The 13,865-nt window shown below is 38.3% G+C and carries 15 protein-coding genes; 10 read left to right on the forward strand and 5 right to left on the reverse strand.

Annotation, left to right across the window (positions count from 1 at the left end; genetic code table 11):
• The first annotated feature begins 3 nt into the window (after nucleotides 1–3).
• From P6N53_RS01025 to P6N53_RS01060, 8 genes are all read left to right on the forward strand, one after another.
• Nucleotides 4–267 carry a hypothetical protein gene (locus tag P6N53_RS01025; RefSeq protein ID WP_304540445.1) on the forward strand — a complete coding sequence of 88 codons (264 nt, stop codon included), beginning with the start codon at nucleotides 4–6 and terminating at the stop codon, nucleotides 265–267.
• 12 nt (nucleotides 268–279) lie between these two features.
• Complete coding sequence (locus P6N53_RS01030; RefSeq protein ID WP_304540446.1) at nucleotides 280–1,137, forward strand: hypothetical protein; 858 nt, start codon at nucleotides 280–282, stop codon at nucleotides 1,135–1,137.
• A gap of 133 nt (nucleotides 1,138–1,270) precedes the next feature.
• Entirely contained in the window at nucleotides 1,271–1,576 is a 306-nt protein-coding gene (locus P6N53_RS01035; RefSeq protein ID WP_304540448.1) for a hypothetical protein, read from the forward strand.
• On the forward strand, nucleotides 1,563–3,530 hold the full coding sequence (locus P6N53_RS01040) for an FtsK/SpoIIIE domain-containing protein (RefSeq protein ID WP_304540450.1): 1,968 nt from the start codon (nucleotides 1,563–1,565) through the stop codon (nucleotides 3,528–3,530). The genes P6N53_RS01035 and P6N53_RS01040 overlap by 14 nt, the downstream gene beginning before the upstream one ends.
• Nucleotides 3,531–3,729: 199 nt before the next feature.
• Nucleotides 3,730–5,538 carry a DNA topoisomerase 3 gene (locus P6N53_RS01045; RefSeq protein WP_304540451.1) on the forward strand — a complete coding sequence of 603 codons (1,809 nt, stop codon included), beginning with the start codon at nucleotides 3,730–3,732 and terminating at the stop codon, nucleotides 5,536–5,538.
• A gap of 33 nt (nucleotides 5,539–5,571) precedes the next feature.
• Nucleotides 5,572–6,558, forward strand: a complete 987-nt coding sequence (locus tag P6N53_RS01050; RefSeq protein ID WP_304540452.1) for a hypothetical protein — start codon at nucleotides 5,572–5,574, stop codon at nucleotides 6,556–6,558.
• A gap of 357 nt (nucleotides 6,559–6,915) precedes the next feature.
• Nucleotides 6,916–7,179 carry a hypothetical protein gene (locus P6N53_RS01055; protein WP_304540453.1) on the forward strand — a complete coding sequence of 88 codons (264 nt, stop codon included), beginning with the start codon at nucleotides 6,916–6,918 and terminating at the stop codon, nucleotides 7,177–7,179.
• Nucleotides 7,180–7,437 (forward strand): hypothetical protein, encoded by a 258-nt coding sequence (locus tag P6N53_RS01060; RefSeq protein WP_304540454.1) that lies wholly within the window; start codon nucleotides 7,180–7,182, stop codon nucleotides 7,435–7,437.
• A gap of 142 nt (nucleotides 7,438–7,579) precedes the next feature.
• On the opposite strand, the gene P6N53_RS01065 is transcribed toward P6N53_RS01060, so the two are convergent.
• The 4 genes from P6N53_RS01065 to P6N53_RS01080 form a co-directional block, all read right to left on the reverse strand.
• Nucleotides 7,580–8,263: a hypothetical protein gene (locus P6N53_RS01065; protein WP_304540455.1), complete on the reverse strand. Its 684-nt coding sequence runs from the start codon at nucleotides 8,261–8,263 to the stop codon at nucleotides 7,580–7,582.
• A 409-nt stretch (nucleotides 8,264–8,672) separates the two neighbouring features.
• On the reverse strand, nucleotides 8,673–9,068 hold the full coding sequence (locus P6N53_RS01070) for an ImmA/IrrE family metallo-endopeptidase (protein ID WP_304540457.1): 396 nt from the start codon (nucleotides 9,066–9,068) through the stop codon (nucleotides 8,673–8,675).
• A gap of 368 nt (nucleotides 9,069–9,436) precedes the next feature.
• Complete coding sequence (locus P6N53_RS01075) at nucleotides 9,437–10,282, reverse strand: hypothetical protein (protein ID WP_304540459.1); 846 nt, start codon at nucleotides 10,280–10,282, stop codon at nucleotides 9,437–9,439.
• 225 nt (nucleotides 10,283–10,507) lie between these two features.
• On the reverse strand, nucleotides 10,508–11,179 hold the full coding sequence (locus P6N53_RS01080) for a helix-turn-helix domain-containing protein (protein WP_304540460.1): 672 nt from the start codon (nucleotides 11,177–11,179) through the stop codon (nucleotides 10,508–10,510).
• Between the two features lie 150 nt (nucleotides 11,180–11,329).
• Between P6N53_RS01080 and P6N53_RS01085 the strand changes: the two genes are divergently transcribed.
• Nucleotides 11,330–11,557, forward strand: a complete 228-nt coding sequence (locus tag P6N53_RS01085) for a helix-turn-helix domain-containing protein (RefSeq protein WP_304540462.1) — start codon at nucleotides 11,330–11,332, stop codon at nucleotides 11,555–11,557.
• A gap of 608 nt (nucleotides 11,558–12,165) precedes the next feature.
• On the opposite strand, the gene P6N53_RS01090 is transcribed toward P6N53_RS01085, so the two are convergent.
• On the reverse strand, nucleotides 12,166–13,065 hold the full coding sequence (locus P6N53_RS01090; protein WP_304540463.1) for a hypothetical protein: 900 nt from the start codon (nucleotides 13,063–13,065) through the stop codon (nucleotides 12,166–12,168).
• Between the two features lie 288 nt (nucleotides 13,066–13,353).
• Here P6N53_RS01090 and P6N53_RS01095 point away from each other — a divergent pair, with 288 nt between their 5' ends.
• Entirely contained in the window at nucleotides 13,354–13,593 is a 240-nt protein-coding gene (locus P6N53_RS01095) for a hypothetical protein (RefSeq protein WP_304540464.1), read from the forward strand.
• Nucleotides 13,594–13,865: the final 272 nt, after the last annotated feature.

Genomic DNA, 13,865 nt, shown 5'->3' on the forward strand with positions numbered 1-13,865 from the left:
ATGATGAGTTGGGGCTCAGTATTCTTAGTTATCGGAGTAGGGGTATTAGCTTTTACCGTTGCCAAGCTGGCCAATAAAACAGTAACACTAGCCTTACGCTGGGCATTTACTGTTTTGCTTCTGGTAATGGTTCTACGTAATATTCCGGAGGTCAGAGATATTGTTGTCACTGTAGCCGATGATTTCTGGCCGGTAGTTAAGGCTTCTATAGAGAGAAACAGTCATAATTTTTCGGCCTTATTGCAGACACTCATTAAAAATAGTTAGGAGATTTGGATTATGTTGGTTTCACTCGATATTGGGCCAGGGTTTGCAGTTGCACTGACAAGTGTTCAACATAGGGGAGTTATCAAAGTAATTGACGGAAATTTATTTTATTACTCAAGCGAAAATGAGTATGAAAAAGATACATCAATAAAAACTATTTTGTTCAAAGATTCATTAGGAGAAATGGAAGAATGGATAACTGAGACCCAGGAAAATCCGTCTGAAATATTATTGGCAGGATATCTATTTTCTGCAATAGTTCCAGAGGGATCTACCATAAAATTGATTATTCAGGGTCCATTAAATGAATGTAGAGACCAAGACCTCAGAGACAATTTACTAAACACGTTTACGAAAATGCGGGAAGGAACTTTTATTATAACCTACCGAGATAAGCCCCAACGAGAACTACAGTTTAATATTCAAGATATAGCTGTAGTTTCTAGGGGTTTATCCGGTCTGTTTAACAAAAAGATATATGAAAGTATAGATAGTAATACCTCTGCTGCAATTGTACATGTGGGATATAACTCTACCGACTATATTGCCGTAAATCAGGTAGTTGACTGGACTGTAAGCGATACCATTAATACCGGTATAGAAAACTATCTCCGTCTTAAGGTTGAGGGGAAGCATAGGGAGTCTGAGAAAATTCTTCCGGCCTTGGCCAGAAATATTGAGTACGAGCTTAACAAGGTGTGGGAGAATAAGACCTTTGATGCTCTTTTTTTAAGTGGATTTGAAATTCAAGCATTGACGGCACATATGAATCTTCAGTCGATCGCTAAAGAAATCGTAGGCATAGAAGTATGGGATTCTTTAGAAGGAGCTTTAAACGGACTTAAACTATCACTAGTAACAAGACATTGACTTTATGATAACTTTTTCTCAGAGGCCCCGGACGGGTTCTGTAAAAGACCATTTATGGTACCTTTATTGGAAGATAACAGGCCCTATGTGGTACTTTCTATGGACCAATAATTTCCTGAAGGAGAATATACAAATGGGAAATAAAATTAGCGATGATTGGAAAACAATTAAGGTCTCTTTACCTCCAAAGGTGGAAGAAAAGCTTCGCCAGTGTGCCAAGCAACAAACTTTATCCAGGAACGCCTTCGCTAGGCTATTAATTATTCAAAGCTTGGGAATCAAGTTAGAGATATCTAGAGATTTATTAAGTACAACCGATGTAAATCAAAGAGTAATTAATTCCGGAACTGTAACAGAAATTTTCCCAGATTGGCTGGTGGATAAAGCTGATGAATATGTTCACCTGCATAAAGGGGAGAAAATAGATGTCACGGATTAAAAGAGATAATCCCGGAACGGAAGTAGGTTTGGGTTTAAAAGAAAGGCTATTTTCATCGATTAAAAACTTATTTTTTAACATCTTGGCTCTGTCTGCCGGGGCTGGGTTTGTCGGGTTAGGGCTGATATACTCTCCGGTATCGGGTACGTTCTCTGGTATTGTACCCTTGGCCAAAAAGTTAGCTATCTATGGTTTAGGAATCTCAGGTACGCTTATTTCTTTTGTTTTTATTATCATACTTCAAAGAAGAAATTCGGAATCGTCATTAGTTAAGTCTTTGATATTAAGATTTACTAATTGGCTAAAAACCAGGACTAAACGCAATGGGGATCTGATACCCGTCATTAACAAAGCTGAACCTTTATCCAGCGGACTTCCAAGTCTTAATATTTTACCTTTGCCTCCTGCTGGCGAGGCTGCTATTCTAGAGGGCCGGACTGGTATAGGGTATGCTAGGCAGATAAATACAGCTTTCCGTCGAGTAGGTCTTATACAAAATGAAGACACCATAAACGTTATAAGTACGGAATCGGGGCCAGTAGCTGCAAGGATAACAATAGAATTACCAGATGGCCTACGTCTAACAAGGCTGCAGAATATGACAAGGGATCTTTCTGCAGCCTTTGGTGTGTCTTCTTTACAAGTAACTACCGGCCGAAAGGCGGGTACTGCAGCCTTAATTATCCCCCATAGGACCCGGTTAAAGGTCTATTTACGGCCCGTTTTGGAGAAAGAAGAGTTCCAGGAGTTTTTTCAAAAGGCTGAACTGCCTCTGGTGGTAGGTGTTGACGATGTAGGTTCGCCGGTATTAACAGACTTGGTAAAAGTACGGCACCTTCTGGTAGCTGGTGCCACCGGTGCCGGAAAATCATGGTTTTTAAATGAAGTCCTGGTGACCCTCATAACTTCAAAATCACCTGATGACTTAAAGTTTGTACTTGTTGACCCCAAAAAGGTTGAATTGAGACCTTATCATGGTATGCCTCACACTATAAAAGTGGCCACAGAGGTAAAAGATGCAGTTGATGCTTTAAAGATGCTTGTTCAAGAAATGGACCGCAGGTACAAGATATTCGAGGAAATTGGAGCCAAAAACATACAACAGTATCGTATGAAAGTCTCTGGTAAGGACAGTTTGATGCCTTATATTGTTGGGGTCATCGACGAACTGGCGGATCTTATGGTACAGGCTAAAAAAGAGGTTGAACCGTTAATTCAAAGATTAGCCCAACTGGCCCGGGCTGCAGGAATCCATTTAATTGTTGCAACCCAAAGGCCCTCAGTGGATGTGATAACTGGTGTTATTAAAGCTAACCTACCGTCAAGAATCGCATTCCGTATGGTTAGTGAGGTTGACTACAGGACTGCGTTGGGGTTTGACCCAAAAACTGACTTAGGTGGTAGTGGAGATGGTCTAGCCCTGCTAGAGGGTTCCCCCGGTCTTCAGCGGTTCCAAAGCCCAGGTGTTGGTGGAAATGAGCAAGAAGGGGATGAAGCCATTGAACGTCTCGTTAACTTCTGGAGTGCTAAAAAAGGCTATGACCAGGAGGTTATACCAGACACTAAAATTATGTTTCATAAGGAAGAACATTCCGAAATATTCAATGTTACCGAAAATAGTAACCCAGACTTGGTGGAGCTACCCTCGTTATTTGACATAACAGACCAAAATGAAATTAAGACTAATCCTGGTCAAATCGATGATTTGTATAAGATTAAAAAGGTTTTAGCTGAATCCTGGGTTGAACAGGGGGGAGCAGAAGCCCAAATTAAGCGTGCTCCTTCAACCAGGATTTTGAGAACGGTCATAGGTATTAAGCAAAATAAGCTGATGGATTTAGTCCAGCAGCTGGTGGAAGAAGGGTGGTTGGAACCACCTGAATCACAGAGGATGTCTTACAAGATTATCGCTACAGAAGAGATGGTGAATGCATTTTGGGATGAAGAGGATTAAACACTGCTACCCAGCATTGCTACCCGTCTCTGCTACCCGACCTACTATCCCTGTTTTTCTTAATAGGGGGAAATGAAAAATTTTTGCCGGGTAGCAGTTATTACGGGTAGCATTAACACAATAAAAGTTTACGCACGTAAACTCTGGTAAGGATAAAAAGTTTACGTGCGTAAACAATAAAAATCTGGAGGACTCATCAGTGAGTAAGATATTGATCCTTGCCGAAAAACCTTCTTTTGCTCGTGAAATTGCTTCTGTAATAGGTAAACCAACTAAAAGAGATGGGTTTATGGAAGTAGAAAATTATATTATTGCTTGGGCTTTTGGTCACCTGGCACAATTAGCCGAACCTGAAGACTATGATCAACGGCTTAAAAAATGGTCTATAGATACACTGCCTATTATTCCGAGAAATTTTAAGATAAAACCTAATGAAAAAACGGTATCTCATTTTAAAATTGTAAAGAGGCTTATGAACAGAAAAGATGTAAGGATTGTTATAAACTGTTGTGATGCTGGAAGAGAAGGAGAGCTTATTTTTAGATATATTTATTATCTTGCAAAGTGTTCGAAACCGGTAAAAAGAATGTGGGTCTCTGAAAACACAAAGCCTGCTTTACAAATCGCATTAAAAAATCTTCAGGATAGCAGTACGTTTGACCACTTGGCCGCAGCTGCCATGGCCAGGAGTCAGGCCGATTGGTTAGTTGGCATTAACGCAACCAGGGCATTTACAGTGACACAGGGACAGATTCTTTCTATCGGCAGAGTACAGACCCCAACATTAGCATTACTGGTTAACCGGGAGAGAGAGATTCGTACATTCATACCTCAAACTTACTATGAGTTGTTGGCTGATTTTATCACGCCGAATGGTGATGTTTATAAAGGTAAGTGGGTTAAAGAGGGTACCAGTAAATTTATCGATGACCGGCAAGCTGAAAAAATAACGAATGATATCCTTGGGAAAAATGGAGTCATACAATCCATTGACGAAAAGAAACTTTCGCATAACCCACCAAGTTTGTATAACCTTACAGATTTGCAGATAGATGCAAATATCCGTTTTGGTTTTATAGCTTCCAAAACTATGGATATAGTTCAAGCACTTTATGAAAAGAGAAGGCTATTAACTTATCCAAGGACAGAAAGTAGGCACCTCACCCAAGCTATTGAACGAACTTTGCCAGAGAGATTGGGTGCTTTATCAAATAATATAAATTATCAAGTTCTAATAAATGATATTGATTTTACAAATATTTTACCGGGTGTGATTGATGACAGAAAAGTAACAGACCACCATGCGATTATCTCGACAGAAACAATCCCTAATTTATTAAGATTGCCTGACGATGAAAGGAAAATATATGATTTGGTGGCCAGGAGGTTCCTGGCTATTTTTTATCCTCCGGCATTAGATAAAGAAAAAACAATCGTTACTAATGTTGAAGGAAACACTTTTTATACTTCTGAAATAACTGAAGAAGAACCAGGATGGCGAGTCGTTTATCGAGAAATCGACCAAGATCCAAATGAGGAAGCAAACAAACCTAAGCTACCCAAAGTTTTTTTAGGTATGGAAATAACAACAGGTAAAGCCCAGGTGCTAAAGAAAAAATCTAAACCGCCTCAACGTTATACCGATGCTTCTCTTTTATCTGTGATGGAGGACATAGGGCGGCTGGTTTCTGATAAAGAAATGAAGAAAACTTTAAAGCAAGCCGGTGGTTTGGGAACCGCGGCGACACGGGATACAACAATCGAACGCCTAATCAGTGTAGGCTATGCCCAAAGAGATGGCAGAAGAATAATCCCCACGCCCAAGGGTGAAAATCTTATCGATATGGTCCCGGAAGAATTAAAAAGTCCGGAACTTACTGCCCGGTGGGAAAAATATTTACATGTGATTGAAAAAGGTAATTGTGGTCCCGGACTCTTTATGAAAGAGATAGTAAATATGGTAAGAAGAATTATTGAGGCATCGACTGACAAAAGTTTACGTGCGTAAACTTTTGATCTACAAATGGCGGAGGTGTCACTTATGTCAGTGATAACACAAGGTAGAACTAAGGGATATTTCACTGTAGAAAATTATATACAAGATGGTTTACTAGAAGTCGGCGGGATTGATCTCGCCGGCTTCTATACTGCACTAAAACGTTTTATTGATAGGAGAGAAGGGGCCAGCCCAGGAGATATAATGAATTGGTCCATCGATACTTTTTGCAGAAGGTTCAAAATGGGCAAGAACCGTTTCTATAGGCTGGCTGAAATGCTTTGGCAGCTGGGTTTGCTGGATGTTGATAAGGTAATGAGTATTTCAGGTTGGCAAAACTCTTACGTTATTCACGATTGCCCACCCTATGAAGGCAAGTTAAGAATTTACAGGGAAGGTAGCTTTAAATACAAGAAACCCAGTGAGGATATGACAAATGTCTCTGTTGAACAAATTCTTACTGGAGAAAATTCTGTAGAAGGGGGGAATTCCGATATGGGAACACCATCAAAAGAGGAAATTCCCAAATCAGGAATACCCGCAATAGGTATTTCCGAATCGGGAATTCCTCCGGAGGGAAGTTTCAATACAGGAATTCCCGGAGTAGAACTTATTAATATACAAGCCTTAGAAAATACAAGTAATCAAGAAATCTATCCATCTATCCATCATTGTGAACTAACTATGGAAGAGGGATACAGTGTTCAAAAAGAAATTGATGGAGGGATTGAGGATAAGGGAAAACCTCTTTTGACCAACCTGAGGTATAAAGGGAGGACTCCCACAGAAATTATAAGCGATATTCAAAAACGTACAGGAGTTACCCCAGAGCAGCTGCAAAGAGCGGTTAAGAGAGCTAACGAAATGGATTTGCAGGGCAAAGTAAAAAAGAATTACTTCGGTCTTTTAGAAACTATCTGTCAGACCATACTTGTGGAAGACCAGGCTAAAAATTTAACGTTGGAAGGTTCCTTGGCTGAAAATCGAAATGAGAGACGTAAGAAAGCACTAATGAGAAGCATGTATTTATAAAATTCCCCGGTCAATCTGGCATGAAAAATAAATAAATCCTGGTTAAGTCCAGGATAAAGTTGCATAACACCGTTTAAATTTTAGACAATATTTTTATTTTATTTTTTCTTTTTAGATGATTTGACGCAAGTAAATTCAACCATTTTTTTTGCGACATAATCAATAGATTTGGGGTCTCTATCCTTGTAAACAAAGCTGTTACTGGAATCAGAGGTACCCATTTCGATAATTTTTTTAAGCAGATAGTTCATACAATCACCCATTAGTTAGCATAACCATATCTGGTAAATTATAGTCATACCTCCCCCCTGCCATCATAAAATTTATATAAATATATTTTTATATCGGGGATAACACATGAAAAGGGGTATTGATATGGGTAAGCGGGGAGAGGTCAAGCGAAAAATTCGTTCAGATAAGAAATGGGAATACCCCCTAAAGCTAGAAAAAGAGGTAGCCGCAGAGGTTAAGGCATTGGCGTTAAATGTCGACAAATCTTATGGCGAAGTGCTGGAGAAACTTATTGCGGCAGCCTTATCTGATCAGGAGATTATGACTGCCATTTATGCCATGTGGCCACCAAAAGATATATTCGTGATTGTAAGAGGGAGGGATTTCTAAATGGGCTTACTTAATTTTCTATTTGGTGATCCCGCCCCAAGAACTCAAAGGGTGAATGTAGACATTGAATTACCAGAGACACAGTACGAAGCCCTAATGGTGTTAATGAAGGCAGCCAAAGAGAAAAACAAGGATTTTACCGAGGGCCAATTCTGGGGCAAGGTGGTCACAGAATGGCTGGAGAAAAACTGGGGGCCAACTGTTAAAAAGATGGCATATATAGATAAGCCTAGTCGGAAGGGAACCCGGAAAAGGTAATTGTTTTTCGAAGCAGGCATAAATAACATAGATCAGATTTATTTCGGACTGGCTTAACTATAGAACAAGAATAAGACTTAGACCTGTTATTGGAAATAATTGTGTTGTCTTTTGCGAGGCAACACAATTATTTATTTTAATCTCATAAATCCCATTCATATTTGTACCAATTGCTAGTTACGGGGTTATGCTTAGATTTTTTGCCGCTTGTTAAATTTGAGATGTAATGAAAGGGCAGGGTTGTAATACCATAAAAAAGATTACTAAATAAACCTAATTTCTTAGTATGGGGGGATGGAAAGTTGTGAGGAATCGAATAAGGTTTCAAGAGCCAGGTGATAAGAATAATTTTTTTAGCTCCAGCTTTTCTAAGGGTATAAAAGCAGATCTCAAGCTGTTCATTAATAAATTTCCGTCTATGTTCAAAACGATTGTAAACAAGAAAAGCCAAGGGAGCCATGAGAATCTTCCAGGTACCTTTACCCTTACACATTCTTCCGTAGCCAATAAGGCCAAGAGGCACCAGACTAACGGTGTTATATGTAATTATCGTAGTTATAGTGGTCCAGATAAAAAAAGCAAGAACATTAATCAAGGATATAGTAAACGCAAAACTGATTACCAGAGCAATAAAGCCAGCAAAAATAATGCCAGGGCCATATCGATGGAGGGCCATACTGTTAAACGGTATTCTAAGTATGAAAGGATTCTCCGGCGTTTCAGAAACAGTGCCCGTAGCAATCCTATCTGTAAGGACATTATAAGAATTTTGATTTTTGCATGCATGCCCATGATTGGTATTTACTTCATTGTTTATTTCGGTCAACAAGTATCACCACTTTCTTTTATTCAAGATGTTTTAACAGGCCTTAACAGCTTTCAGTATTCATTAACGTTTTGTATCATGCTTCATGGAGTCCTCCAAGTGTTTATTGGGCTTATAGCAATATTGCTGGCAAGAATAATATCAAAGCGGAAAAATTTAATAACGCTATATCCTATGAAAAATAATATATTAGTTGAGGTTAACAAATATTGGGAATTTTTATCGCGGCTGATGGTTTATTGGTTACCAATAATCATTCCGAGTATCTTAGTTTTTAAATATCAGGACTTAATTCAGGTTGTATTAACCTCGACACTGTTAATATTTTATTCAAGCCAAAATTGGGAAGAGATTTGGGAATGTCACTTAGAGCCAAGGTACAGTGCAAAACTATACTTACAAGTAGTAGCTAATTCACCCAGCGAGCCATCCGACGAAGCTTTATAAATTCCAATGTAACATTAAAATGCTTTGCCAAGTCTTCATCCGTAAGCCTTTTAGATTCAGTTAGATATTGAAATTCTTTCTTCGGTACCAGAAAATTTACCGCCCATTTTTTGGCCTTGTATTCATCTTCCGCTATTTGTTCTATGTCACCAGCAGAGCACTCTAACAAATTCGATCTGGCCCTTGTAATATGGTGGCCGATCTCTTCCGCCAGGGTGCAGAGGTGAAGCGTAGGATCCGAGAGTAACTTAGTGTTAAGTATAATATAGGTTTGTCCGGCTTTTTTTTCGGTACAAACCGTTCTGTTTGGGATCCATGAATGGGTAATAGTAAATAGGAATTTTACGAATCGAAGCAAAGGCTTTTAAATAGGCTAGTTTGGTATCTATGAATTTATTTAATTTAATCATCTAGTTATTATGCAAAAGTAACAAAATAAAATAAGAAGGTGATTTTATTGTTTGATAATTTAGTATTAAAAAACATTACTATTTACATTAAGCTATTTATTAAAGTTTCACTTTACATACTGATATGGTTTATAATTTTTTTTGCTTATTGTGCTGTAATGTATTATGGAATGTCGCTTTGCTTAACTAAATTAATAATTCATTATGTTACGGATGACTGGAATAATGTTGTGTTAATTATTCAATTAAGTTGGGGTTTTGGAGTTGTATTATTTGCATATTTACAAATAAAAGTTACAACAATTTTAGATGATAATTATAAGTGGTTTAACAAATAATTAAAATTATTATTCATGAGTTCCGGAAGCTTGTCTAAATGAATACCGAGTTGGCCGCTAAGGGCATAGTAACTAAATAAAACTGAAAAAAATTGAGTTAAATATACTCCTCTTTTAAATGGGTATGGAAGTTTATATAAAATCCATCTGAGCCGAGGTCTTGGTAAAACTATTAACCCAATAAACAAGAAAAGTGTTTGTAGCATAAGAGAGTAAAAGTATAAAGCTAGGAAAAATAGCCCAAAAATTTGGCTGACTGTAATTTTGCTATGGACTCCAGCTAATGAGATTCCGGCCGCCCGTTCTTGTTTTACAGTTTCAATATAGCTGTAGTAACTACTATCAACAGAGGGATACTGGTGAACATATAGCAGAAGGAACAAAATTCCCCAACTGAATAGCATAAGAAGGGTTTGAGGGTTAATTGATCTATACTGTTTCCAGTGAAGCAGAAGAATGGTTAAAGTAAATGCAATCCCTCCAAGGCCAATACGCCAACCCCAGTAAATAATATCGTCTCGTAAATTGGCATATAGAACTATACAGATAATTAAAAATAAAAGTCCAACAAAAAATAATTCGCCAGGGGATGCGTTAGAGATCAAGCTCGAAATAGCAGATTCTTTCTTTGGTGTTTGTGTAGGAGGTTCATCAGGAGTAATATATTTTTCAATAACTTCATAGTGATAAATCAGATATAAAACATTCAAGGGGCTACCGTTATTTTCTTTAGATTTGCTAAGATAATAAACAACTAGTCCAGCTATAATAGCAGACATCGTATTTAGCGTAAACTCCAATAATTTTGATTGCCATATATCCATGTTAACCTCCAGCATTATCACAAATAAAAAAACATTTGAAAGCATTTTGTCAATCTGTCAGGGCACAAAAATACATAATTAAACATTAATAACAGTATTTGATAGGGTACGAAAAACCAGAAAAACCACCACAGCGCGGTAGTTTTAATGAGAAATATCTTAATTTGTCGAATTGCCTAAATAGCACAGAAACTACTATGCCCGCACACGGGTATAGTAGTTTCTTCATTCTTTCTGTCTATCTTTTTTATGTTGTTGTTCGGCAAACTCTATGGCCTTTCGAATGTCCTCGGCCTGCTCGGGGGTAGGGATATGAACTAGGCCTTCACCCTGGTAGCTGGCTGCGATGACTTCTTTGGTGTTATGGTCCTGGACGGCGATCTGCTCCTCATCAGGAAGCAAATTTTTAAGGAACTCCAGGATTTCAATTCGCTCATCCAGGGTAAGGGGCTTGCCGCCCAGGGTAACGTTTTTATTGTTATCCAGCAAATCTATGATTTCAACGAATGAGGGCTTTGTTTTATCTGATATGTTTAGCTCTAATGTTAACCGATCTAATTGTTGGTTGATTAATGAAAATTTATCAACGATACTCTCAGTAGTAGAAAGAATGTGCCTAATTGCAAGAAACTGAGACGGCTTTAGTTCTTTCGTTTTGTTAAGGAAATTATGTAGATCGCTTGCCATAACATTAGTGGTAGCATCTTCATTTAATAGGTCTTGAAGGGTTATTCCTAAGCCTGTACAAATACGTTCTATGACATCAAAAGTTGGTTGTCTTTGCCCACTTTCTATAAGGCTTAAACCTGACTGGCTAACGCCAGAACGCCGGGCTAATTCATTCATGCTCAGCCCTTGGTAATCTCTAAGGGTTCTTATTCTTTTACCAATATCCATTTTGGACCTCTATATAGTTATTCTAATTAAGATTATTAAGATTATAAAAATTATAACATAAAAAATTACCAGAATTTATTGCATTAAAGATTGACAGTCAATCTTAATTGTAATAATATACTATCAAATAAAACTGTCGGAGGTGATTTCATGGGTCTCTCAATCCTAGCAAAAAATCTTAAACATTTTAGAGAGGCTAAGGGGTTGTCACAGAACCAATTAGCAAAAAACGCTGGCATGGCCCAATCTGCTGTTCACTTTATTGAGAATGGTAAACGTGATCCGGGAACCCGTACCCTTCAAAAACTAGCTAAAGCTTTAGGAGTTTCAGAGCAGGAATTATTAAGCGAGTTAGAAGACCGACCACAGGCGGTTTAGTGGCTTCTGGACTACCCTAAAGAATTTGCCTAATATAGGAGGCAATTCAATGATTGATAAGAATCGTAAAACATTTACCGCTTTGTTCGTGGCAGATCCATTATGCGTTAGGTGAGGAATCTCTACCGGATAACATCAATGGCATTTTCTTCTTGGGCGACAATGGCCAGAACGTTGTTAATGATATATTGATTGAAACATTACCCGGGAGTACCGGCCTTCGGGGTGGCCGGCAACCTGGCTATTCACCGAAGATCAAGTACAGAAAATTTTGGCATCCGTTCCGGGAGAGACATACTCATAGACAAGATATTATTCACGTATCAAAACCCAAATAGAAGAGAGATTAAAACGCTTTGCAATACATATGCGATGGTGACCATCACCTCCAGGCTTAAAATAATCGCCATCTCTTATTACGAGTACAGGAGAACTAGTTAAGATGATGTCAAGAAGTGGTAATTTACAAAGCTCTAACGAACATAAAGAACTCAATGATTATAACCACATTTCCACAGTTCAAGACAGCCAGGAAGATTTTTTGAAGGCAGAAACAATACTAGAACAAGTTCTAAAAATAAACCCGAGTAACTTTAAAATTGGTGAAATTAGAGAGAAACGGCTCTTAACACACGTAAAAAAACAATATAAATTTTAAATTCTTGGGGTGTTTTCTTAAAATACCACAAACCTCGAAACGTTGTTAAATGTTCATAATGGGTTTGAAAATTTTGTGGCAGTAGGCTACCAATAATGTTTAACCCTTGCATAACAAGCTTATTAAATTCATCTTGATCTACGTTTACGATTTCTGGTAAGTTATCAAATTGGTAATTGATTAAAGATAAAAGTGGTTTGAAGGCAGGATTAACACCGTATCTATTTCCCGATAATTCAAAGACGTCAGATGAATGAAGTAGTAAACCGTCAGCCTTTAGATGTTCTTTTATTTGTTCAAATAACTGGCAATGAATTTTGTCTGACAAGTATGTAAAAGCTTTACCTATTTCTTGGGGTAATTCTCCTAAATTAGGTGTTATTGGGGTTAAGAGTTGAGTAGAGAAATTACAGTTCATAACTATATCAAAATCATACGATAGTGCCTTAAGGCTAGGATTTGGCTGGAGAGCCTCTATTAGTTTAACTTTTTCGGGAATGGATTCTTCAGATATTAGGCTTTCTATACCTGAATTGCAATTATCCAAGCCTGTAAAATCACATACTTTTAAACTAAACTTCTTTTTATGTTTTAGTTTTTGAAGTAGCCTATTTAAGGCAATTTTATCAATATCTACAACTTCAATATAATCAAATGTTTCTTCAATAAAGCTAAGGGGTAGGTCGTTTCCATTGCCGGCCCCAAGTAATAATATTCTTTTAGCGTTTGGATTAAATTCATTTAACAACCTTTTTAAAATTTGTTCATATTGGTCTTGGATGTGGGTCCAGTTGTTACCGTAATCTTTAGTGCTTTGGTTTAAAATACTTTGTAAATGAGTAAAAATCATTAAGAATTCTCCCCCTTAATAAAAACATTATTGCATAAGAATTCAACAATATTAGACTCAAGATTATTGAGTATAGTTATTTGATTTGTTCAGAGGTTAAGTTGAAACAGTTATTCCTTTTTTCACTACTGGAAATAGGAAATAGAACACTTTAACTTATAATGTTATCAAAAAAGCAAGGAAAATTCTGCAAAAATCTGTCGAATTATCGAGAGAATATCCCGCCTGAATGAGCTTGGGTGGCCCCTAAGCGAAACCTCCTACTGGTCGCGGGAAGCCGACAGTGTAGTGAATGACCCATCAGTCCCCATATATCCGGGAACTTACTTCCCGGCCCCCATGAGCGATGACGGCTCCTGCCCCGGGTTACAAGGGCGGCGAATGGAGGGTGTTATACCTCCCGCAACTGCGGGCGATTTTTTTGCAGCCCTGCCGGTGAAGGTTAACCGGCGACACCCCGAGTCTGCCGGGGAAAAAGCAGGAACGGTATCCGAACGGAAGTGCGCCGCCGGGGCGCGCCGGAAATGAGCGGGAAATGGAACACCACCGTGTCCCTGGAAAGTCTGTAGGTTGAAGAGGTTTTGTGGGGATTTTTGAAACAGTGTAGTGAAAGATAATAAAGCAGGGAGGTGATGTTTGATCTTTCTGCTGCATTCTTCAAAGAAGTCCCTAGTAAAACCTTGATGAAGAATTACGGAAACTCCCAGGACTAGAATCCCCGCCAACCACAGGATCTAAACCGTGCCCACCCGGGACCCATTTTGGGGCGGTATGGGCCTGTGGCAAACCTATTAATATCT

Origin of the sequence: Desulforamulus aquiferis (assembly GCF_030577015.1) — a bacterium.
GTDB classification, from domain to species: Bacteria; Bacillota; Desulfotomaculia; order Desulfotomaculales; family Desulfotomaculaceae; genus Desulfotomaculum; species Desulfotomaculum aquiferis.